The organism is Aquiflexum lacus, from assembly GCF_015476655.1.
GTDB lineage: Bacteria > Bacteroidota > Bacteroidia > Cytophagales > Cyclobacteriaceae > Aquiflexum > Aquiflexum lacus.
Window position 1 is genome coordinate 80,389 of the sequence record NZ_JABFHF010000019.1, and the last position, 22,877, is coordinate 103,265.

The 22,877-nt window shown below is 39.9% G+C and carries 21 protein-coding genes; 8 read left to right on the forward strand and 13 right to left on the reverse strand.

What is annotated here, in order from left to right:
• Nucleotides 1–214: 214 nt before the first annotated feature.
• The 11 genes from HMJ38_RS16715 to HMJ38_RS16765 form a co-directional block, all read right to left on the reverse strand.
• A complete protein-coding gene (locus HMJ38_RS16715) occupies nucleotides 215–817 on the reverse strand; it encodes an alpha/beta hydrolase (protein ID WP_194975567.1) in 603 nt (200 codons plus the stop codon).
• A gap of 1 nt (nucleotide 818) precedes the next feature.
• Nucleotides 819–1,769 carry a ring-cleaving dioxygenase gene (locus tag HMJ38_RS16720; RefSeq protein WP_194975568.1) on the reverse strand — a complete coding sequence of 317 codons (951 nt, stop codon included), beginning with the start codon at nucleotides 1,767–1,769 and terminating at the stop codon, nucleotides 819–821.
• Between the two features lie 212 nt (nucleotides 1,770–1,981).
• A complete protein-coding gene (locus tag HMJ38_RS16725; RefSeq protein WP_194975569.1) occupies nucleotides 1,982–2,509 on the reverse strand; it encodes a YceI family protein in 528 nt (175 codons plus the stop codon).
• A gap of 70 nt (nucleotides 2,510–2,579) precedes the next feature.
• Nucleotides 2,580–3,029, reverse strand: a complete 450-nt coding sequence (locus HMJ38_RS16730; protein ID WP_194975570.1) for a MarR family winged helix-turn-helix transcriptional regulator — start codon at nucleotides 3,027–3,029, stop codon at nucleotides 2,580–2,582.
• Nucleotides 3,030–3,133: 104 nt separating this feature from the next.
• Complete coding sequence (locus HMJ38_RS16735) at nucleotides 3,134–3,934, reverse strand: alpha/beta fold hydrolase (RefSeq protein WP_194975571.1); 801 nt, start codon at nucleotides 3,932–3,934, stop codon at nucleotides 3,134–3,136.
• 317 nt (nucleotides 3,935–4,251) lie between these two features.
• Entirely contained in the window at nucleotides 4,252–5,844 is a 1,593-nt protein-coding gene (locus tag HMJ38_RS16740; RefSeq protein WP_194975572.1) for an amidohydrolase family protein, read from the reverse strand.
• Between the two features lie 377 nt (nucleotides 5,845–6,221).
• Nucleotides 6,222–6,830: an alpha/beta hydrolase family protein gene (locus HMJ38_RS16745; RefSeq protein ID WP_317174548.1), complete on the reverse strand. Its 609-nt coding sequence runs from the start codon at nucleotides 6,828–6,830 to the stop codon at nucleotides 6,222–6,224.
• A 24-nt stretch (nucleotides 6,831–6,854) separates the two neighbouring features.
• Entirely contained in the window at nucleotides 6,855–9,071 is a 2,217-nt protein-coding gene (locus tag HMJ38_RS16750) for a S9 family peptidase (protein ID WP_194975574.1), read from the reverse strand.
• A 292-nt stretch (nucleotides 9,072–9,363) separates the two neighbouring features.
• Complete coding sequence (locus tag HMJ38_RS16755) at nucleotides 9,364–9,828, reverse strand: hypothetical protein (protein WP_228780105.1); 465 nt, start codon at nucleotides 9,826–9,828, stop codon at nucleotides 9,364–9,366.
• A gap of 306 nt (nucleotides 9,829–10,134) precedes the next feature.
• The gene (locus HMJ38_RS16760; protein WP_194975575.1) at nucleotides 10,135–12,654 is read right to left on the reverse strand and encodes an ABC transporter permease; all 2,520 of its coding nucleotides are present in this window, start codon (nucleotides 12,652–12,654) and stop codon (nucleotides 10,135–10,137) included.
• Nucleotides 12,647–13,324, reverse strand: coding sequence for an ABC transporter ATP-binding protein (locus HMJ38_RS16765; protein ID WP_194975576.1), 678 nt, complete (start codon nucleotides 13,322–13,324; stop codon nucleotides 12,647–12,649). Before HMJ38_RS16765 ends, HMJ38_RS16760 begins: the two co-directional genes overlap by 8 nt.
• Nucleotides 13,325–13,467: 143 nt before the next feature.
• On the opposite strand from HMJ38_RS16765, the gene HMJ38_RS16770 reads away from it, so the two are divergent.
• The 4 genes from HMJ38_RS16770 (at nucleotide 13,468) to HMJ38_RS16785 (ending at nucleotide 17,309) form a co-directional block, all read left to right on the forward strand.
• Nucleotides 13,468–13,632: a hypothetical protein gene (locus HMJ38_RS16770; RefSeq protein ID WP_194975577.1), complete on the forward strand. Its 165-nt coding sequence runs from the start codon at nucleotides 13,468–13,470 to the stop codon at nucleotides 13,630–13,632.
• A gap of 54 nt (nucleotides 13,633–13,686) precedes the next feature.
• A complete protein-coding gene (locus tag HMJ38_RS16775) occupies nucleotides 13,687–14,352 on the forward strand; it encodes an arylesterase (RefSeq protein ID WP_194975578.1) in 666 nt (221 codons plus the stop codon).
• Between the two features lie 262 nt (nucleotides 14,353–14,614).
• Entirely contained in the window at nucleotides 14,615–16,186 is a 1,572-nt protein-coding gene (locus HMJ38_RS16780) for a LuxR family transcriptional regulator (RefSeq protein ID WP_194975579.1), read from the forward strand.
• 148 nt (nucleotides 16,187–16,334) lie between these two features.
• Nucleotides 16,335–17,309 (forward strand): c-type cytochrome, encoded by a 975-nt coding sequence (locus tag HMJ38_RS16785; protein ID WP_194975580.1) that lies wholly within the window; start codon nucleotides 16,335–16,337, stop codon nucleotides 17,307–17,309.
• Nucleotides 17,310–17,909: 600 nt separating this feature from the next.
• Here HMJ38_RS16785 and HMJ38_RS16790 read toward each other — a convergent pair.
• Entirely contained in the window at nucleotides 17,910–18,266 is a 357-nt protein-coding gene (locus HMJ38_RS16790) for a YraN family protein (RefSeq protein WP_194975581.1), read from the reverse strand.
• 85 nt (nucleotides 18,267–18,351) lie between these two features.
• Between HMJ38_RS16790 and lipB the strand changes: the two genes are divergently transcribed.
• The 4 genes from lipB (at nucleotide 18,352) to HMJ38_RS16810 (ending at nucleotide 21,850) form a co-directional block, all read left to right on the forward strand.
• On the forward strand, nucleotides 18,352–19,068 hold the full coding sequence (gene lipB, locus HMJ38_RS16795) for a lipoyl(octanoyl) transferase LipB (protein WP_194975582.1): 717 nt from the start codon (nucleotides 18,352–18,354) through the stop codon (nucleotides 19,066–19,068).
• Between the two features lie 141 nt (nucleotides 19,069–19,209).
• Entirely contained in the window at nucleotides 19,210–19,611 is a 402-nt protein-coding gene (locus HMJ38_RS16800; protein ID WP_194975583.1) for a hypothetical protein, read from the forward strand.
• Nucleotides 19,612–19,622: 11 nt separating this feature from the next.
• The gene (locus HMJ38_RS16805; RefSeq protein ID WP_194975584.1) at nucleotides 19,623–20,357 is read left to right on the forward strand and encodes a 3'-5' exonuclease; all 735 of its coding nucleotides are present in this window, start codon (nucleotides 19,623–19,625) and stop codon (nucleotides 20,355–20,357) included.
• Between the two features lie 326 nt (nucleotides 20,358–20,683).
• Nucleotides 20,684–21,850 (forward strand): ATP-binding protein, encoded by a 1,167-nt coding sequence (locus tag HMJ38_RS16810; protein ID WP_194975585.1) that lies wholly within the window; start codon nucleotides 20,684–20,686, stop codon nucleotides 21,848–21,850.
• A gap of 63 nt (nucleotides 21,851–21,913) precedes the next feature.
• Here HMJ38_RS16810 and HMJ38_RS16815 read toward each other — a convergent pair whose 3' ends face one another.
• The gene (locus tag HMJ38_RS16815; protein ID WP_194975586.1) at nucleotides 21,914–22,693 is read right to left on the reverse strand and encodes a hypothetical protein; all 780 of its coding nucleotides are present in this window, start codon (nucleotides 22,691–22,693) and stop codon (nucleotides 21,914–21,916) included.
• Between the last annotated feature and the right edge of the window lie 184 nt (nucleotides 22,694–22,877).

The window sequence follows — 22,877 nt, forward strand, 5'->3', positions numbered from 1 at the left end:
AAAATATATTCTACACCTAAAGGCACGGAAATCTACAATTAATGCTCTTTTCCTACCCGTATTTGGTCCCTAGCGGGGACTTATGTATAGATTAAGTGGTGGATTTAGAAATCAAGAATAGATTTAGCAAAGTAATGTGACGGGTTATTTTTTGATTAAAGGAAAACCCGACCATAAAACAGGTCAGGTTTCTAGTTGGTTAAGCTACCTATATTCATTTCAAGACATTCTCATTTACCCAATCAACTTCTTCTTGCCGGATGGTATGGTCTGAATCTTCAAAGATCAATATCTTTACATTACCACCCATTTTACTTATCAACTCACCTGATTCTTCAATCCTGCTCAAAGGAACATGCATGTCCTTGTGACTGGATCCAATAAAAACTTTTGTACCTTCAAAATCACCTTTGTATTTGTCTCTATTCAATTTCTCCCCTATCAAACCGCCCGTAAAGGCAATCACACCGCCGTATTTTCTGGCATGTTGGGTTGCGTATTCCAATGAAAGACAAGCACCTTGAGAAAAGCCTATAAAAAAGATCTGCTCTGATTTGAATCCTTGGGACTCCAAATCTACGACAACACCATCAAGCATTTTTATGGCATTGGAAAATGCGGGCTCATTGCTGGAATCAGGGGCCATAAAGCTGTATGGATACCAAGTGTTTCCTGGTGCTTGGGGTGCTAAAATGGCAAAATCATCAAGATTTAGATATTCCTTCAAACTGATAATACTATCCGCTGACGCACCACGACCATGAATCATAATGGCTACTTTTTCGGCTTTTCCAAATGCTGTTCCTGCTGTTTTCATCTTATGCAAAACTTTCGATATTCAAATTCACTTTCGCCAATCTTGATGCGATTTTATCGCGCTGGGGTTCTGCCCAATCAGGCAATTTCAACAATTCACCCAAATGTGCTTCATCCTCATCTATTGCGAATCCTGGTTCATCTGTAGCAATCTCAAAAAGGACTCCTCCAGGTTCTCTGAAATAAATGGATTTAAAATAGTTCCTGTCTTTTACCTCTGTCACATGATACCCATTCTCCATCAATATTTTTTGGATCTCCAATTGTGTAGAAGTGTTGGCTGTCCGGAAAGCAATATGATGAACTGTACCTGCACTTTGTATTCCCTGACGTCCATTATTATCCAAAACAATATCTACAATGTCCCCGGGTTCACCTTTGGTTCCATATCGAAAACGGCCATTCTCCTCAGCTATGAATTTGTAATCCATAAACTGGGTAAGCAACTTTTCTGTCAATTCTTTAGCTTTGAGATTCAGGGTCGCTCCATAAAATCCCCTGATGGAATATTCCAAAGGGATATTGCCATAAGTCCAGCCTCTTCTGGAATCCTTGTCATTGGCAATCAACTCTATCCCCATACCATCGTGATCTTCAAAACGGATCAATTTCTCACCAAAGCGACTCAATCCGGTAGAAGTAGGAATATTAAACTTTGCTAACCTGTCTATCCAAAAAGACAATGAACCTTTGGAAATGGAGAAAGCAGTGTAAGTCAACTCACCTGTGCCTTTGGTCCCTTTCCTTGCACCATCAAAAGGAAAAGTGGTAAAAACTGTACCAGGAGTTCCGAATTCGTCACCAAAATAAAAATGGTATACATCCGGGGCATCGAAATTGATGGTTTTTTTGACCATCCTCAGTCCCAAAATACCTGTATAGAAATCAACATTCTTTTGAGGATTTCCTGCAATGGCGGTAATGTGATGTATTCCAGTGATCAGGGTTTTCATAGTTTTGGCGTTTTATTGATATTAAGTTACTGGATAATATGCAATTAGTAAATAGTGGCAAGTTGGTTTTTTAAACCTTTGAGGTCTCTAAGACCTCAAAGGTTTTCAAGACTAATCATATGAAATATACTTTCGGATACTTTGAGTCTAATTCAAATTTTGGTAATAAGACCTTCGGGTGCGCCGAGGCGTACCCAAAGGTCTTAAAGGTTTTATTGCTTAATAACTTGAGCGTTAACGATTATTTTCACTTGGTCACTCACGACGACACTTCCTGCCTCGGTCACAGCATTCCACATCAATCCGTATTCTTTTCTGCTGATTTTACCTTCAATTTCAAATCCAGCTTTGGTTTGTCCATAAGGATCTTCCACTACACCCCCAAAATCAACATCCAAGGATACAGTTTTAGTAACACCTTTTATAGTCAAATCACCTTCCAGGGTATTTCCATTCAAAATTCCGGAAAATGTCATTTTAGGAAATTTCTCAGCATCAAAGAAATCTGCTGACTTCAAATGATTGTCTCTGTCTGACTGATTGGTAGAGATACTTGCGATATCCGCAGAGAAAGAAATATTTGCTCCTTCAAAATCCTCGGATTCTGTTTCCACAGAAGCGTCGAATGATTTAAAATAACCTGTAACTGTAGAAATCACCAAGTGCTTTACTTTAAAAGAAACTTCTGAATGTGTTGGGTCAATAGCCCATTTGGTAGTTGTTGTTGTTGCAGTACTCATAATTTTATTGTTTTTTGGTTTAAATTGTATTTACATTTAGTGTCTATACACTTATTTGATTAATTTTTTTTTAGCCTCTCAGTTTATCCAAAAGAAAATTTAGCTGATCTACTTCCCCTTCGTTCAATTGAATCAGTGTTCTGTTCAGCTCATGCATTTCATTATGCAACTGACTGAGGACATCCATACCTTTTTCAGTAATCAGAATATCAACCTGTCTCCTATCGGTAGGACATTCCTCTCTGACCACCATTCCTTTTTGTTTGAGCTTTTCAACTAAACGTGAAGCATTGGACATTTTATTAAGCATTCTCTCTTGAATAGAAGACACTGTAATAGGACTTCCTTTTTGTCCTTTCAAAATCCTCAAGACATTATATTGTTCCGGAGAAAGACTCAATGGTTTGAATAACCTACTCTGCTTGGTAACAATAAAACTTTGAGTGTAAAGTAGATTTACAATTGCCTTGTTATACTGATCTTTAAACTCTTTCTGCTTTATCGCTTCTTCTAGCCTCATTGGTATATAATGTTTAAGTATTTAATGTATATACATACAAAAGTAATAAAAGGTTTACCAATTCCAATTTAATTTTTGAAAAACATTAGATTATTTTTGGTTGGTTAGAATTTTGCTAGCCAATCGCCTATTAACCTGTTGATTTCATCAGGCTTTTCGATACAACTGCTATGTCCTGCGCCGGGCACGATATGAAGCGTGGCATTGGGAATGGCCATTTGTATAAATTTGGCTTTCTCAGGTTTGGTAGCTACATCCTCATCTCCGACTAATACCATGGTGGGGCATTTGATATTACGGATTTCTTCCTCCACACCCTTCCGGTAAATCACTGCCTCCACTGATTTGGTAATTGATTTTTTGTTAGCCTGTAATTCCTTAATCCATTTTTTGTAGGAATTCTTGTTTTTGGAATTTTCCAACCAACTCTGTGCAAACATAATCGGCATTACTTTAGAAGCTACCATGGGAACAACACCAACCAATTTTACAATCCCATTTAAAAATTTATACTTAGGAAGATTTTCTACAGGCTCTGAATTAGCGGAAGTTTCCAGTAATATCAGGCTTTTAACTTTTTCTGGATAGCGTGCAGCCAAACGCATCCCCACAAACCCTCCCATGGACAAACCTGCAAAATGAACAGGTTGACCTACTAAATTATCAATCAGTTCCAATACATCCTCAGTCAAAATGTCCATGTCGATAGGACCCTTATTTACCTCTGATTGACCTTGCCCCCTATGGTCATAAGAAATGACGGTGTATTTTTTTTTCAAAAACTCAACCTGATCCATAAACATCTTATGACTCCAAAGTAGTCCATGGGAAAAGATAATTGTTTCCTTTCCTTCACCTTCTTTGATGTAAAACAGTTTGATGTTATTGAGTTGGATATGTGGCATGTATTATTGTACGAAGTTTGAAGGATTTAGTACGATGTACGAAGTACAAAGTACCAAGAAATTGAAGTTGGTTGTTTTTTTAAGGCTTATTTAAATCTTTTTTGCTTATCGACTAAATACTCCCCCTTGTTTCTTGACTCTTCACTGATCTCTTGACTCACTAGATGTCTCCTGCCGTCGACATGACAAGGAGAAGTCTTATTAAATAGTTACTGCATTCGATTATCAAAACATCAATAGTGCCTGCCCTCTGTTCTCGGCTATTTCTTGTTTCTTGCACATCTTGTTTCTTGGCTCTTGGTTCTTGGCTCTAAGAACTACCAATCCAATCCAGGCTGCTTCAACCTCATGGCGTTCTCACGGTCCTTATGCTGTTGCACTATGATACGGGCATCTTCAAGGAGTTGTTTGGCATCATAGACAATCCCATCCTTCACAGTATATTTGACACCTCCTACCCTTACAGGCTCATTGTCTTCCCCTATTCTAATGGCTCCTGTACCATAAAGGACTTTAAGGTTTTGAAGGGGGTTTTCTTCCAGTATCACAAAATCAGCCAATTTCCCAACTTCGACAGTTCCGATTTCTTTATCCATTCCCAATGCTTCTGAGGCATGCATGGTAGCAGCCCTGATAACTTCCAATGGGTGAAAACCTGCTTCTCTCAGCAATTCCAACTCTCTGATAAATGCAAATCCATACAACTGATAAATAAATCCGGAATCCGATCCAGCCGTAACCCTTCCACCCCTGTTTTTGTATTCATTGACAAAGGTCATCCAAATCCGATAATTTTCTTTCCATTGGATTTCCTCTTCGGTTGTCCAATCAAACCAATAGGAGCCATGAGATTCTCTTGATGGCTTATAAAACCTCCACAAAGAAGGAAGGGTATATTCTTCATGCCATTCTGCCCTCCTTGCCCGCATCAGGTCACGATTGGCTTCATAAATATTAAAAGTAGGATCAATGGTAAAATCCAAATCCAGCAATTCCTGCATGACCTTGTTCCAATGATCAGAGTAAGGTGCTGCGGCCTGTTTCCAAAGTTTACCCGCCTCTGCGAATCTGTGTTGCTCGTTCTGGTAATTGTAATCCAAACGGTAATCTTGAATAGTCCTGTCCGCCAACAATGCTTCAGGCAATCCATACCAATGTTCCATAGTAGTCAAGCCTGCCCTGGCTGAATGAAGTACATTCCACCTTGCAACATCCATTTGGGCATGATGCATAGCAGAACGCAATCCTATTCTTTTGTTTTCTTCCATTGCAGCTTGCATTACCTCTGGTTTTGCACCAAAAAACTTAATACCATCGGCCCCATTCTTTGCATTTTCATTGACCCAAGCCTTGGCTTCGGTAGCGTTCGTGATCGGTTTGGTAGCGCCTTGTCCAAAACTGGTATATGCCAATAATCTCGGGGCAGTGATCGTGTTGGCGGCAGATTTCTTTTTATGTTCCAATACCCAATCAAGTCCATTGCCAGCCGATGGATCTCTGACCGTGGTAATGCCATGCGCCATCCAAAGTTTGAATACATATTCTGCAGGAGTACCCTGACCGGCACCTCCAATATGGCCGTGCATATCAATCAGGCCTGGAAGCAGGTAATGGCCTTCCAGATCCATAACTTTATCATTCGGCCCAGCCTTGGGTCTTCTTTCCTCTTTAATCGGCAAGCCAGGATAACCCACTATCCTTACTTCCGCGATTTTATTTCTTTCAACAACAATATCCACAGGACCTATCGGCGGTGCACCTGTACCATCGACCAAAGTCACTCCTCTAATGATCAGCTTGTCATAGGGACCATCCCCTTCCTTTCTGTCAGGTGAGGGCATTACTTGAGAATAAGCAGCTATTGGAAATAATAAAATAGCCAGAAATAAAAGGAGTATCGATTTTTTCATATTAGTAAATGGTTGACAGGCTTAAAATAGGCCTTTTCAAAAGAATAAAAAAACCGATTGTCATTTCCATTTGACAATCGGTCTTTTGTTTTAAATTATTTTGGGTTTCCGCATTCTTGCGATGAAAACCAGAATCAAAATTAATAAGTAATTACCAAGTATTGATGTAATCAGTAGGTAAATTGTATTAAAAGCCTCCCCTTTGTCATTTCGAACGTAGAGAGAAATCTTTTCAACCTTAAGGTATTAGACCTCTTCCGCCACGGCGGACAAGACCTTACGTCGAGGTGACAAGGCAAAGCTTTTATTAGTCTTGAACACTTTTGTTGGTTCTATGGTGATAAAGACTCCTCTCTTGTCTACAGCAAATTACAGTCTTATTGAACACCATCCTCTCCCACAAGCTCCAATCCCTGATAAATCCCTTTTTCAATCGCAGGAACTCCTCTTTCCATCCATCTTGGCATAGGAGCATCCTTTAGATAGTGATCAAAGAACTGCATCATCCGAGTCTGGAAATCGATACGGTTTTCTCTCTTGACAGGCCAATGTGGTTCACCATTATAATTCAGCATCCAGGTAGGTTTATCGAGCCTTCTCATGGCCAAGTACATTTCTATTCCCTGATACCAAGGCACCGCACCATCTGCATCATTGTGCAAAAGGAGTATGGGTGTCTCAATTTTATTCGCAAAGAACAAAGGGGAATTCTCTATATAAGGTAATGGATTATCCCATAAACTGACCCCTAATCTTGACTGTGCCTTTTCATATTGGAACATTCTTGCCCGTCCTGACTCCCACCTGATTCCTCCATAGGCACTTGTCATATTGGCTACTATGGCGCCGGCTTCGGCAGCTTTAAACATATTGGTTCTGGTCAGAATATAGGCTGTCTGATATCCACTCCAACTGTGCCCCTGTATACCCACTCTATCTTTATCCACAAAACCTTGGGATATCAAATGGCTGACACCAGGAATGATACAATTGAAGGCGCTTTCACCAGGTTAGCCCGTACTGTATACCACATCCGGTACAAAAATCAGGTAATCATTACTGACATACATGGTACGGTGAACCAAAGAACGGATTGGTTCTGGTTTGTGGTGCTGATGGATGGTATTGGAAAAACGCTCGTAATACACCACTACCATGGGATACTTTTTGTTGGGATCAAAATTCTCCGGTTTGTAAAGGATTCCTTCCAAAGGAATATTGTCCAATGAATTCCAATAAACCAATTCCGCTGTTCCCCAGATATACTCTTTTTGCTGGGGATTTGCTTCAGAGATTTTCCTTGGTTTGGAAAAATTCAGGTCTGAAACATACAGATCAGGAAATTCCTGAAAGTTTTCCCTGGTGTAAAGATACAGGTCAGTGTCTTTGGCTTTTTGGATTCCTCCATATCGGTGTCCACTCATGACCAATGGATTAAGTTTCCGATCCTTTAATGAATACCTGGCATATCCAGATGATTTGCTCTTTTCATCAAAAGCTGTTAATAGCATCACTTCATCCAAATCTATGAATTGCTTTTCCCTGTCGAGATTCACGTATCGATAAGTTACCTTCTTTTCCCTTCCATCCTTGGTCAGGTTAATGGGACCATCCTTTCCCTGAGGGTCAAATGACCAGATATCGTATTTGTCATAGACCAAAATCCTTGCATCATCCTTTGTCCAACCAGCAAGTCCATAAGAAGAAGGATAATCGGGTACATCATTTTCCTCATCGGCAAAGGAGATACCCATACCCGTAGTCAATTTCAGTGTTTTTCCGGAGGCAATGTGATGCGCAAACCAAGCTGTATCAGGATTGCTGAACCAATAGGCATACCCTGCGGAAGGCGATAACCTGGAATAACCCTGAACACCTTTTTCGATCAGATTTGAACTGCCATCAGCCACATTCACAATATATAAATCGTGTCCACCTCCAGTGTCCCAAGTACGGCTAACTCTATATTCCCTGTCATCTTTGCCCAGCGCATATTTGGAATTCCCTTCTTCACCAGTATTGATGTCAGACAATTTTTCATTGCCCAATTGCACCAATTTCCTGTTGTCCAAATGCATCACTGCCAAGTAACTCCGCTTTCTTTCCCTGTCTGCCCTTACATTTTGCTCGGGATAGATGTAATCGTCCTGCCAATGCCAGACTTCCACATTCACTATTTCTTCAGCCAACAAGGCTGTATCCTTGACAATAGGGACCGGATTGGTTCCGAAAAAAAGTTTGCTGCCATCTTTCGAAAAATAGGGATTGAAATTTTCAGAAACCAACCATTCTTCAGGGATTCCTGTAGTGCTTTGATCTGCCAAAACTATGGCATTTGATATGGATTTGTCCCAATAATACAATTTCGGCTCCCGCACCAAAGCTTTGGTGGTGTCCAAGTCTGCGATAAACGCCACTTTGGAACCTGAATCATCTATGCTCAGGTATTTGAATTTATGTTTTCGGTTGGCTTTAAAAATGGACTGCAACTTCCCTTCATTCAGGTCATACCAGTAAATTCCTGGTTGGAGTTCACCATTATCACCGGTCGTATGGAATAATAAGCCTTCTCCGGTTTTGGAAAATGTATAGTCTTTCACAAAACCAAAGGTCATTTGCTGACCATTTTCCAGGTTGTTCAAAACCAGGGGAAATCCGTTTTCATCGGAGACCTTACGTAATGGTTTGGCTTTATCAGTATTTTCCTGTCCATCCCCATTTGTTGTTTCGGTTTCGGCTACAGGGTCCAATTGATAAGCAATCCAACTCCCTGCTTTTTCAGGAATTTTGTAGGATTTTACATGGGGTATTTTCTCCAGTTTTTTGTTGGTCCATGAATAAATGCCCAAAGTGTCTTTTGGCATATCCTCTTTTTTCTTCTTTTCTCTCCGAAGCTCTTTAACCAAATCTTTTTGTGGTTTGATCATCATAAAGGAATACCTGCTGTCCCAACTTAATTTTATATTTCCCGCCCGATGTACTTCATCTGTGGTGTTTTTGGAAAGGTCCATTAAAACCAGCTTCCCATCCGCAGCTTCGGGGTTTAGTGTGTAAGCGACGTATCTCCCATCATTGGTCAGTTCTTTATAGGTAATGCTTTTCCATTCGTCATAAGCAGCATGGGTCAATGGCTTTTTGACAATTGGGGGACTTGCCTGCTTCCTTTGGGCGTGGACGGGAAGTATCAAAACCACCAGCAATAAACCCGTAATTATATTTTTCATCATAATCAATTGAATTTGGTTTGAAATTATACCATTCCCGAAAAACAAAAAAACCGACTATATAACAGCGGTGGAGAAATCAATGACACTATGAATTTTCTTATCAAACAAGAAGTAGGGAATAAAAAAGAATATAGGTTCTATTCCGATGCACCCTCTATCATCCATGACACCAAGTGCCAGCGGCACGAAAGATATAATGTGGACCAAAGCTATAAAACTACCATCCAGTCCCGTAGGGACGACCGATTCCAAAAGCCTCAAGATCGTTCGTTCCTACGGAACTATAAAGAAATTATTGCTTTCGGAAAGTATACCTTAATCCAATATTTGCTCTTAAGTTAAAAAAATCATTACTAAGAAAAACGTTCGGGCTAGCCTCCATCAAAATGGCAAATCTTTTATGGTTTTCACAAGGCATGATTGTAAAACCTATGGGTACTCCTATTCGCATATTATCATTGAAATGATAACCTACCATAAAACCAATATGAAAATTGAACCAATCATCCCGGACCAGATTTCGATTTAAAGAACCCTCTATGCCAAAACTAGTTTCCAAAATATCATTAGCCTGAAACCTGATATCACCAAAATACTTTTGGTTCAAATCTGTTCCGATGGCCACTTGGCCTACCAAGCCTGAATGATAAACACCAACATGAGCGGGTCTAAGCTTACTTTTTTCTTGTGCATTAGCCATTAGAGTGGAAGCAAAAAACAATGTTAAAACTACACCAAGGGGTTTAAATTTTTTCATGATAGAACACTTTAATATTAAGTTTATAAAAGTAGGATTCTTTGTATAATGAAGAAAATATTCACCTAAACTTTTCTGGTATATTTGATTTGTCATCAAGCCAGCAGGCAAAATCCCACGATTCCCGGTAATGGAACCGGGAATCAACCTGAAAAAAGAAGGTGATAAATGCTCTTAACCTATCCTATTTCAGAAATAAGCTTACCCATTAGGATATCACTTAATATCCATCATTATCCAATATCCATAAATATCAGACTGATTTGAAATAAAGGTGGATATTTATGTACAAACATCAAGTAAATATCAGCCCCTCAAAATCTCCATCGGAGCCATCTTGATAATATTCCTGCCATTCAACCAGCCCAATAAAACCGTCAGTGCAGTGATGGCCAAATAGACGATCAATGCTTCCTCATAGGCCCCTCGGAAAGGCAAATTGAACACGAACTTGCTCAAAAGGAAGGTAGCCAGAAATGACAGCAAAATCCCGCTCAAAGAAGCCAAAGATCCCAAAAAGAAATACTCCAATGTATTGATCTTGCTGACCGTACCACTATCTGCACCCAATGTCCGCAACAAGATACTTTCGCGCATCCTTTGAAACTTGCTGATAATCAAAGAACTGATCAAAACCAATACTCCTGTTATGATGCTGAAAAAGGCCATAAACTGTATGACAAAACTGATTTTCCCCAGGATTTCTTCCAACGTTTCCACGATTGCCCCTAAGTTGATCACGGAAATATTTGGGAATTTCCGCACAATTTCTGATTGGACATCGGCAGCTTGTCGGTCATTTTTGGTTTTGGTAATCAGCACGTGGAATTTTGGTGCATTGGTCAAAACATTGTCAGGAAACAACACCAGAAAATTGGTGGAAACCTGATTGAATTTGATATCCCTAAAACTTCCTACATAAGTCTTGATCGGTCTTCCCTGTACATTGAATACTATCTCATCACCCAAATTAATACCTGTCCTTTCGGCATAACCCTGATCAAAGGAAATAAAGACAGAGTCACTTTGAGATTCCACCTTCCTTAGTTCTCCGCTGACCAACCTTTCTGAGGAAATCAATGAATCCCTATAAGTCACCCTGAACTCCCTGTTATATAAACCTCTTGACCTCCTTTCCTCATCAGGAAGGGTATCATTGACTTTTTTTGTGAGTCCATTGATGGATTCCAATCCCATGGTAACAATCGGAACTTGCTGTAAAATGGGCAAATCCCGTTTTCTGATCATTTCAGCCACCGAATCCACCTGATGGGTCTGAATATCAAACATCAGCATGTTAGGTTGATCCTCTTTATCAGCAAATCTTGCCTCATCCAATAATTGGTTTTGCACAAAAAACAAGGTGCTGATCATCGCCGTGCCCAGCCCGATGGTTGCAATCAGAGAAACCGTCTGATTGTTGGGCCTGTAAAGATTTGCAAGGGATTGCCGGATAGGATACTGTAGTGTAATGGGCAAAAACCTTTTGATCAGCCACATGATTCCCAACGCTACTGACCACAAAGCAATAAATGCAAACAACACAAACGCTGTAAATCCCAAAGCATTTTCCCAGCTATTTAAAAGGAAAAAGCTAAAACCAAATATAAAAAGTAAAATGCCTGTAATCACCCCCCATCGCAATGGATCTTTGGAGATTTTTGTTTCTCCTTCCTCAGGTCTTAATGTCGCCATGGGTGAAACTTTCCTGATTTTCAATAAAGGCAATAGCGCAAAAAGCACAGCGACCAGCAATCCTGTCAATATCCCAAAACCAACACTCATCCATGAAATTGCCATGGTGACCTCCACAGGAAGAAAATCCGCAAAAACAGTAGGCAATACAAACTGCAGCATTGTACCCAAAAAAGCACCAAATAAGGATCCTATCAAACCCATGACCAATATCTGAACCAGATAGATTTTCATGGCTGTCCAAGCTGAAACTCCCAGACAACGCAATACTGCCACAGAAGCCAATTTCTCTTTTACAAATACATTCACAGCACTAGCCACTCCAACACAACCCAATAGCAAAGCTATAAATGCCACCAAGCTCAGGAAATTGGATAAGTTCTGAAAAGAACGCCCGGTTTGGCGCCGACGATCCTCTACGGTATCAGCATCTACTTTTTCCTCTTCCCATTGTTCTTCATACAGTTTAACCAATTCATCAGGATTCACTTCGTCAGCCAACTGATAATACCTTTGATAATTGAGTCTGCTGCCGTATTGGATCAATCCTGTAGCCTCGGCATATTCCATGGGCAAATACACCGCAGGCGCAACTGTAGCTGCAATTCCTGTTTGACCGGGAACTTTTTGTAATTCCCCTTCGATCACAAAAGTCAATTCCCCTACCTTAATGCTATCTCCGACGACAGCATTGAACTGTGCCATCAGCAGTTTTTCAACCAAAGCTTTTCTTCCCCCCTGCCTGAAAGTCGATTCCGCATTTTCAGGTATGGTCTCGAGTCTTCCGTAAAAAGGAAAATCCCCTTCCAGCATCCTGACTTGGGTCAACCTGCTTTCACCGGTAGCAGGAAATGCCACCATACTGGCAAAATTGACTTCCTCTGCAGTCTGAATCGCAATCGAATCAGTAGGCTTTAGACCAAGTGGTTTGTTGTTTCGAAGAACCAAATCCGCCCCAACTAATTCCTTAGACTGATCTTCAATATCTTTTTTGAGGTTTTCACCAAAAGAGCTAATTCCCACCAAAGCAGCAATTCCGACCACCATGGAGGACACAAAAAGCAAAAGGCGGGAGAAATTCTTTCGAAAATCCCTGTAGGCCATCAATAAAATCCAAGAAAAATCAGTCATTGGTTTCCTCCTGGATTTTGCCCCCTTTGATATGAATGATTCTGTTGGTGCGTTTGGCCAATTCCGGGTCATGGGTGACCAAAACCAAAGTAGTGCCTTGTTCTTTGTTCATGTCGAAAATCAGATCTTCGATCATTTCTCCGGTTTCGGTATCGAGATTACCTGTGGGTTCATCAGCAAAAAGAATCAAAGGCTCATTGGCAAAGGCCCTTGCAATGGATACCCGCTGTTGTTCTCCCCCGGATAATTGTGTGGGGTAATGTGTCACCCTGTCGCCCAAACCGACTTTCTGTAGCAATGACAATGCTTTTTCCTTGGCATCTTTTCTTTTCTTCAATTCCAAAGGTACCATCACATTTTCAAGGGCAGTCAAGGTGGGGAGGAGTTGGAAATTCTGAAAAATAAAACCCACATTTTTACTTCTTACCGCAGCCCTTTCATCCTCAGACAATTTCTCAAATGCACTACCATTGAGCACTACCGAGCCTGTAGTAGCAGAATCCAATCCTGCACATAAGCCAAGCAAGGTGGTTTTACCACTTCCTGATGGCCCAACAATCGCAATGCTGTCACCTGATTGGATATTGAGATTGACATTATCCAACACTGTCAATTTCCTGTTACCGCTTTGGTAGGTTTTGGAAACTTCCTTTACACTTAAAATACTCATAAAAATAAGAGGGGTTTTTATATGGGCTAATAACACCAACAAACGTCCAAAAGGTTTGATCCGTTGGAAATAAAGATAAGGCGAAAGAATGGATTGAAACAATTTCGCTTGAAAAATTGTAGATTTGGGGAAAGGTTTAAGCTATGACAACTAAAATCAAAAGCGGTGCTGATCAAGAAACTATCAAAAAAGCACTTTCAAAAATCAAGGCAAAGAAAATGTTAGATGCCACTAAATACAGTGGTAAAATAACTTTAGCAATTGATCCCCTGGAAATCCAAAAAGCGTTAAGAGATGAATGGGAATGAACTTTTTATTGATACCAACATTGTATTATATCAAAGAATTAGATTCAATAATTTATGAATTATAAATTTTCACTTTATTTAATAATCATCCTTTTCTCTTTCAGTTGTAATCAAAAACCTGCTGACACAAACCTAAATAAAGCAGAACATCAATCTGAAGAAATCAATTCTAAAAAACTCATCCTCTTTTTCGGAAACAGCCTGAGTGCAGGTTATGGAATTGATGCAGAAGATGCATTCCCAGGCTTAGTGGCACAGCGGATAGACAGCTTGGGACTGGATTATAGAGTGGTCAATGGAGGATTGAGCGGTGAAACCACTGCCAGCGGACTTAGCCGGTTGGATTGGTTTCTGGAGGAAGAACCGGCCATATTTGTCCTTGAACTGGGCGGGAATGACGGATTGAGGGGAATTCCCCTTACTGAAACAAAAAAGAATCTGAAAGGAATCATCCAAGCTGTCCGCACCAAATATCCGGAAACTACTATTCTATTGGCTGGCATGCAAATCCCGCCCAATATGGGCCCGGAATATACCCGAGAATTTAGGGAATTATACCCAAGTGTGGCTGAAGAAGAAAATGTAATTCTTATACCATTTTTATTGGAAGGTGTGGCAGGAGATCCTGATTTAAATCTTCCTGACGGGATTCACCCTACAGAGGAAGGGCATTTGATTGTATTTGAGACCATCTGGCCCTATTTGGAAAAATTATTGTGAATTTATTTGAAATAAATTTAATCATCATTTTAGTACGGATTTAAGGTTTTATGACTGCTTAATATTATTTTATCTAATCTCGTTTATTTTTTTTTGTGAAATTGATTGACATCTAATCAATTGCTTGATATCGCTCTTTATATTTTGGGAAACAGTTACGCAATACCTGCAATATTTTTTTTAAATTGAGAAAAGCTTCTAATCCTCTAAAATACAATTCATTATAAAAATGGATGTTTTAAAGGATAGTTTACCCACAACTATGAAAATGCTCCAACCGGTAATTGAAAACCGTTTGTTTTTGATGACTGCTTTTTTTTCATCAGTAATAGCTGGAATAATTTTCCTTTACTCCCCTCCTGCCTTTAGTCAAAATGGATTGAATGATCTTCTCCAACAATTGGAAAAAAGCGAGCGAGATACAAACAGAGTTTGGATACTGAGAGACATAGCTTATTATCATATGGATGATGATCTTGATTCCGCCATCCATTACAGCCAAAGGGGTTTTAACTTAGCAAGAGACATTGGATTCGTTCAAGGTCAGATCTGGAATTTATACCAAAAAGCACTTGCATTAGAATTCGGAGATAGATTTGAAGAAGCTATTGCAACCTACCAAGACGCTTACAATATCTCTGTAGTCTATAAAGACAGTTTGAGTATGGCAAAGCTGCGAAATGCCATGGGAGTAGCATATTATTATCAATCCGATTACAACAATGCATTGAATTTCTATCATGAAGCATTGGCCTTGAGTGAGGTAGCCGGGTATCAGGAAGGTGAGTCCCATGCCCTCAACAATCTTGGCGTGATATACCGGCATCGCAGGAATTTCAAAAAAGCCCTTGATATTTACCTTAAGTCCCTAGAAATCAAAAAAACACAAAAGGATACCATCGGGATGGTTAATGTACATTATAATATCGGCCTGCTTTACTCTTACATGCAGGTTTTTGATAAGAGTCTTGAAGCATTTTCCAAGGCACAAAAACTGGCAGAAGGCCAAAAAGATGAAAGGTCTATGGCAGAAATCAACGTTGGACTGGGGGTCGCCTTATACAATTTGGAAAAGCACCAAGATGCCTATGACTACCTAAAAATCGGTATTGAAAATCTGAAATCCGACAAAATCCATGAAAAAGTTGGTGCCTTGACCTATTTGGGAATATTGGAGGTTCGGACCGGAAAAACCGATGAAGGCCTTTCCAAATTGATCGAAGCCAAAGAAATTGTCGAACAAACTGAAAGGTTGGAGTTGAAAAGGCAGGTCATGAAAGAATTGGCAGTTGCTTATGAATTGCTGCAGCAGCCCGAAAAATCCATCGAGTCCTGGAAAGCTTTTAACATCCTGAATGACAGCATCAACAATGAACAAAAATTGTGGGCTTTTGAGGAAATGCAGGCAAGGTTTGATGCCATAGAGAAAGATAAAAAAATCCAGCAACAAGAACTCGAACTTTCCAAGGAAAAAACCAAAAAAGCTAGGCTGATGATCTTTTTGACAATTGCCTTTCTTTCCGGTTTAGCGGGGATTTATTATTATGTATTTAGGTGGCGGGCAAAAGTTAAGGCCCAAGAAGAAAACAACACACCCGCAAAACCAAACGGTACTGCCATTGATATCGGGAGAATCAATTCCAAATTATTGAGCCCCCTCACCACCCGGGAAAGTGAGATCATTGAATTGGTGGAGAAAGGCATGACCAACCATGAAATCGCCGAAAATTTGTTTGTCAGTGAGAATACCGTAAAGACCCACCTGAAAAATATTTTTTCAAAAACTCATGCCATCAATCGTACTGACCTAATCCATAAACTCAGAAACTATTGAAGTTCTTCACTTTTTAGATTTCGATGTGAGGCAAATATAACATCATTTCTTGCTGACCAAATGCGAATATCACTCAAATGGGTGATCTCCTTAAAACCTAAATATCTGAATTTTGGGGTAACCATTTAAACCAAATCAAGATTGTGTTATGAAAAAGTTTTTGAGGATTACCGCATATATCGCGTCAGCTATTATTCTTTTGATTCTGGTAGCCGCAACTTACATCAGCGTAGCTTTACCAAATGTAGGCCCGGCACCAGAAGACCTCGTAGTAGAGATCACTCCGGAAAAAGTCGCTCACGGTAAGTACCTGGCATACCATGTCATGATGTGTGTGGATTGCCATTCAGTAAGGGATTTCAGCCAATTTTCAGGTCCTCCAGTCCCAAGCACTTTAACTGCGGGAGGAGAAAGATTTGATCAGAGTATGGGGTTCCCGGGCGTTTTTATTTCTCCCAATATCACCCCATATGGAATAGGGGATTGGACAGATGGGGAACTTTTCAGGCTCATCACCACAGGAGTCAGAAAAGATGGCAGTCCTATTTTTCCGGTGATGCCTTACCACAGTTACGGCACCATTGACTCAGAGGACATTGAATCTGTCATTGCCTTTCTCCGAACTTTGGAACCCATCGAAACCGACCATCCTAAATCCAAAGCAGATTTTCCATTCAACCTCATTCTCCGCACCCTGCCTGCCAAAGCCCAATTGACCAAAAAACCTTCGCCATCTGACCAAGTAGCCTATGGTGGATACTTGGTCAATGCTGCAGCTTGTGCAGATTGTCATACTAAATTTGAGGAGGGAGATTTTGTCGGAGAGAGGCTTGCAGGTGGAAGAACCTTTGAATTCCCCGATGGTGTCCTGACAAGTCCAAACCTGACCCCACATGAAAGCGGTATCGGTAACTGGACCAAAGACATGTTTGTTCAACGGTTCAAAATGTATGAAAATGAGCACATGACTGCCCCTGAGGTCAAACCAGGAGAATTCCAGACCATCATGCCCTGGGTGATGTATGCGGGAATGAAAGAAACCGATCTTGAATCTATTTTCGCTTACCTAAAGTCTCTGAAACCAGTGGAGAATTATGTGGAGAAGTTTAAGCCTAATAGTTGAGTCGGATTAGGGGAGTAATTGCACAACTGATCTCATAACAGTGATAAAGATTTAATTTAAACTTTGCCTTGTCACCTCGACGACAGGTCTTGTCCGCCGTGGCGGAAGAGGTCTGTAACCTTAAGGCTCTATAGAAATCTCTCCACGATAATTATCGGGATCGATATGACAAGGAGAAGTCGATTACACGATTGATGCAACAAAAGCTTTCAAGAGTCCAATCAAACCTTTCCTTGTCACCTCGACGACAGGTCTTGTCCGCCGTGGCGGAAGAGGTCTGTGACCTTAAGGCTCTATAGATATCTCTCCACGATAATTATCGGGATCGATATGACAAAGAGAAGCCTTTGACACGATTGATGCTATAAAAGCATTCAAGATTCCTTTTCAACTTTGCCTTGTCACCTCGACGCAAGGGAGATGTCTATTCTCCGATTTAGGGTTATAGATATCTCCCTACGGTCGATATGACAAGGAAAAGCTTTGATCAGCCATATGTACCTCTAATGTTAAATTACGTTCCTTTTTCCTCTCCTCTCACCTATACACATCTCCTCTCTTGGCTCTTGCATCTTGCTTCTTGGTTCTAACCTCTCGCTTCTAATAAAACGCATCCTCAAACTGCTTGAAATTCACATTCCCGTTTTTGTCCCGATAGACACCCACTATATCAAAGCGTATGTCTTTGTGCCAGTCCTTTTCATGGATATAGTGGTCAGCGGCTTTGACTATCAACTTTCGCTTGGTATAGTCCACAAACTCCTCGGCATATCCGAACCCGGTTCCACTCCTGTATTTGACCTCTACAAAAACCAGGATTCCTTTATACTTGAAAATCAGGTCAATTTCGGCATGACTGTAGCGATAATTGGCCTCTATAAATTCGTAGCCACGTCCACTTAGCCAATCCTTGGCCAAGTCTTCGGCTTCCTTTCCTTTGTCATTGTGTTCTGCCATCGTGATAATTGCTTATTTTTGAAAAACTCTTTGAGAACCTATATTTAAAAACGCTTGTCGCTAAGCAGCAACCCCCTCCAAAACTGTGAATCAAGTTATCAATAAAAAAGTAAAATTTCTAGACCTTGGCCTAAAGGATTACCAGGAAACATGGGATTTTCAGGAAGAATTGTTTGCGAAATCTGTTGCGCTGAAAATCGAAAACAGGAAATCTTCCCCAGAACTCCAAAAGCCGACCGATAATTACCTGATTTTTGTGGAACACCCCCATGTGTATACTTTGGGCAAAAGCGGTGAACTAGCACATTTACTTTTGGATGAAAATGGTCTGAAAGAAAAAAATGCCACCTTCTACAAAATCAACCGTGGCGGGGATATCACCTATCATGGCCCCGGCCAATTGGTAGGCTATCCCATCATCGATCTGGACAATTTCTTTACGGATATACACAAATACCTGAGGTTTTTGGAGGAAGCCATTATTTTGACCTTGGCAGAATATGGCATTGAAGCAGGCAGGATAGAGGGCTTGACAGGAGTTTGGCTGGATCACGAAGCTCAAAAAAATCCCAGAAAAATCTGTGCCTTGGGTGTCAAATCCAGCAGGTGGGTGACCATGCATGGTTTTGCTTTTAATGTCAATTCAGATATCAATTATTTCAACAATATCGTCCCCTGCGGCATCCCCGACAAAGCTGTGACTTCCTTACACCTCGAATTGGGAAGACCAGTAAACATTTCTGAAGTCAAAGAAAAAGTCAAAAAGCATCTTATTGATTTGTTTGAGATGGAATTGGTTTAAATAAAATGGAAATACATTTGAAATAAAATGGAAATATGGTTGATATAAAAATTAGTTTTAACCGCTGAATTACCTTGTCTTGGCTCTTGATTCTTGTCTCTTGGCTCTCATATCCAACGCCTCATCTCTCACCTCTATCCCATGAAAAAAGACATAGACTTTCACCCGGTTACCGGAGTTAAACTTGCCATTGCCAAAAACAAAGTAAATGGCAATATTGAATGGGGGGTGTATATCATCAATCTTAATATGATAGAACTGAATACTGTCATGATTACCTCCAAAGGCTATGGGATGATTGATGGGGAGGAAAAGAAAACCTCCACTTTACGGCATATGATACAGGAGTTGGGAGCGGAATCCATCGCTAAAATAGAACCCATCGATCCCGCTTTGTTTGCCCTGAACAATGAATATTGGGTAAGTTACTATATCCTTGATCAGATTTTCGACAAAAAGTTTATCTTTACAGAAGGCAGTATGGACCCATCCAATATGATCTATATTCCTGAATTGGATATGGAAGGCGTCCTTCACGGATAAAAATTTTAGCTATGGGAAATTTTTTAAATGAATTGAGCGATATCCTGTTTTTGGATATTGAGACGGCTTCACAAGAAGAAACATTTGAAGCGTTGCCTCCAAGACTTCAGGAGGAATGGATTAAAAAGGAAAAACACATCCAACCCAAAGATGAGGAAATCGAGCCCGGCAGTCTCTTTTTCAATAAAGCAGGCATTTATGCCGAATTCGGGAAAGTCATCTGTGTGGGTGTGGGCTATTTTCATTTTGTGGAAGAAGAGAATAAACTGGAATTCAGGACCAAAAGTTATGGGGAGGAACAGGAATATGATACCCTTGCAGGATTTGTCGAATTGCTCCAAAGAAAAAAGTGGATACTCTGTGCCCATAATGGAAAGGAATTTGACTTTCCCTATTTGAGCCGCCGGGTTTTGATCAACAGAATCCCACTTCCTGAACCTTTGCAGATAGCCGGCAAAAAGCCTTGGGAAGTTCGGCATTTGGACACGCTTGAACTTTGGAAGTTCGGGGATTATAAGCACTATACCCGGCTGGAATTATTGGCTGCTATTTTTGACATCCCTACTTCCAAGGAAGGGATTGACGGTTCACAGGTCAATGAAGCCTATTACCATGAAAAAGACCTTGAAAAAATCAGGGAATATTGTCTGAGGGATGTATTGGTCACCGCCCAGATTTATCTGGCCTTTCAGGGACTTCCGCCGGATATGGAAATGGAAGTTGTCAATAAGGATTCTGATGAATGAGATATATCGGAAATATAGTAGAAATATTATTGAAATAGGATTGTGGATATTTATGGATACTGATTGATATTAAGATATTAAAAAAGGCACTCTATTCGTTTTTAATAGAAATTATTACCCTTCCAACCTTAGAATTGAAATGGATTGCTTTATTCACTTTTTCAACTAAAATACCACATGTCAATTCAAAATTCAAAGTCTGTTATTTCAAAATTTAGACCTTGTAATTTCAAAATTCATATCTTGTTATTTCAAAGTTCAAGTCATGTTATTTCAAAGTTTATGTTGTGAAATTTCAAAATTCAGCTTAAATTTGAAACAAAAACATGTTGGTTTCTAGGGAAATAGTATCTGCAATCAAGAAGATAGCACCTATGTATCCGATCATTGCATTGACCGGACCAAGACAATCCGGAAAGACTACGCTACTCAAAAATTTATTCTCGGATTACAGGTATGTCAGCTTAGAAAATCCTGATAACAGAAACTTCGCTGAGTCAGATCCTAATGGATTTTTGAAAGAATTTCACTCACATGTCATTTTCGATGAAGTTCAGCGTGTTCCCGAATTGTTTTCATACATCCAAAATATCGTAGATGATAGAAGTGGGGAAATGGGTATTTATGTCCTTTCAGGTTCGCAGAATTTCCACTTGATGCACAGCATCACTCAAAGCCTAGCCGGCAGAGTTGCAATTTTCAAATTATTTCCCTTTGATTTCAAGGAATTGGGAAAAGCTGAATTATTGGGTGAGGAATATTTACAATCCCTTATCAAGGGATTTTACCCTGCTATTTATGACAGGGAAATCCCATCAAGGATCTTTTATTCCAATTACATTGAGACTTACATCAATAGGGACATCAGTGAACTCGTTGCAATCAGAGACCTGAGGATTTTCCAAAACTTCCTTTCCATTTGCGCTGCTAGGGCAGGGCAATTACTCAACCTTAATGCCTTGGCCAATGAATGCGGTATCACTCAACCTACCGCTAAGTCCTGGCTTTCTGCATTGGAACAAAGCTTCATTACATTTCAATTATACCCAAACCATAAAAACTACAATAAAAGGATAGTCAAAACACCTAAGCTTTATTTCTATGACACAGGTTTATTATGTCACTTGCTCAAAATCAGTAAAACGGAAAGTTTACTGACAAATCCGATTAAGGGTGCTTTGTTTGAAAATATGATGATTGCTGAATATGTAAAACAGATGCACCATCAAAACAATCCTCAAGACCTATGGTTTTGGCGGGATGCTTCTGGAAATGAAATCGACCTTTTGGTCGACAAGGGTGATCAAATAGATATCATTGAATTCAAAGCATCCCAAACAATCAAAACCCAATCGTTTGATGGACTGGCCAAATTTGAAGAAATCTCCCAAATCAAAAACCTAAACAAATCACTGGTTTATGGAGGAAATACTTCTCAAAAAAGGAATGCAGGAAATTTGATTTCTTGGTTGGAGTTTGGATTACCAACGTGATTCAAGTTTTTGAATCAATAAGGTCATCAACAAAATAAATTGAAGTATTAGATTTAGATATTATCATTTCTTCCGCTCATACACCTCAATCCATCCATGCTCGATACTTTTGAGAATCATCTTCTCATTCTCAAATTCTACACTTCTAATTAGAGTAGGTACACCAGGGATAGCTTGTGTGGGAAAAACATGAATATTATTTCCGACGATTTTCCAAGACATCATCTGTGACATTTCAAAAAAATCTGACGCCTTGGGCCTTAGATGCTGTGGAATGTTTAATTCTTTGTTTGCTTTATTCTCCGCATCTCTAAAACCTCTGACATCAGCTACTTGCTTACCATCGGGATTGAAAGCTGTCATATAATCTTTACCTGTCAATTCAGAAATTACTTTCTCACCATTTTCTGTTTTATACTGTTCTTTTAGGATCCAAACCCCGGTGATTTTGTCTCTTAAAGCATTTGTTGCTTCTCCAAATACCTTTGAAAAATCGTAATTCAAATCTTTGGAAACCCTTTCCATTTCCACTGTCTTGTTTTCAGCTTTTAAAGTCAAAGTCAGGAGTTTCTTGTCAAGAATCCCATGAACCTCTTCAGACTCTCCTTCTACCTCAAATACACCTGCAAAACCGCTTTTTCCCTTCCTGCCCACGAATTCCTTGGAACTTAAATCAGATTGGTAAAGTTTACCCATAAGCAACTCCCCCTGCTCGGAAACACTTAAAACCAAAGGATTTTCCGGATCGGTGGTCTGGTAGATTCCCTGAAAATTTTGGGTAAAGCCAGCAGGTTGCAGAGCAAAGCACAGTAAAAACAACAGGATCAAAGTTTTTGAATTCATCTTTCTAAAGGTTAAAAATTATCCATTCTTTAATTAAATTCTAAGTTAAAAAATTTCACCAAAACCAAAATGATTTTATTAACTTTATAGAAAGAAAAACAGGCTTAAAGGAAACCGTATCAATGAGACATTTGAAAGTGACTTTTTTAAGGACTAATTTCTTGATAAACTTTTTCAAAAACTC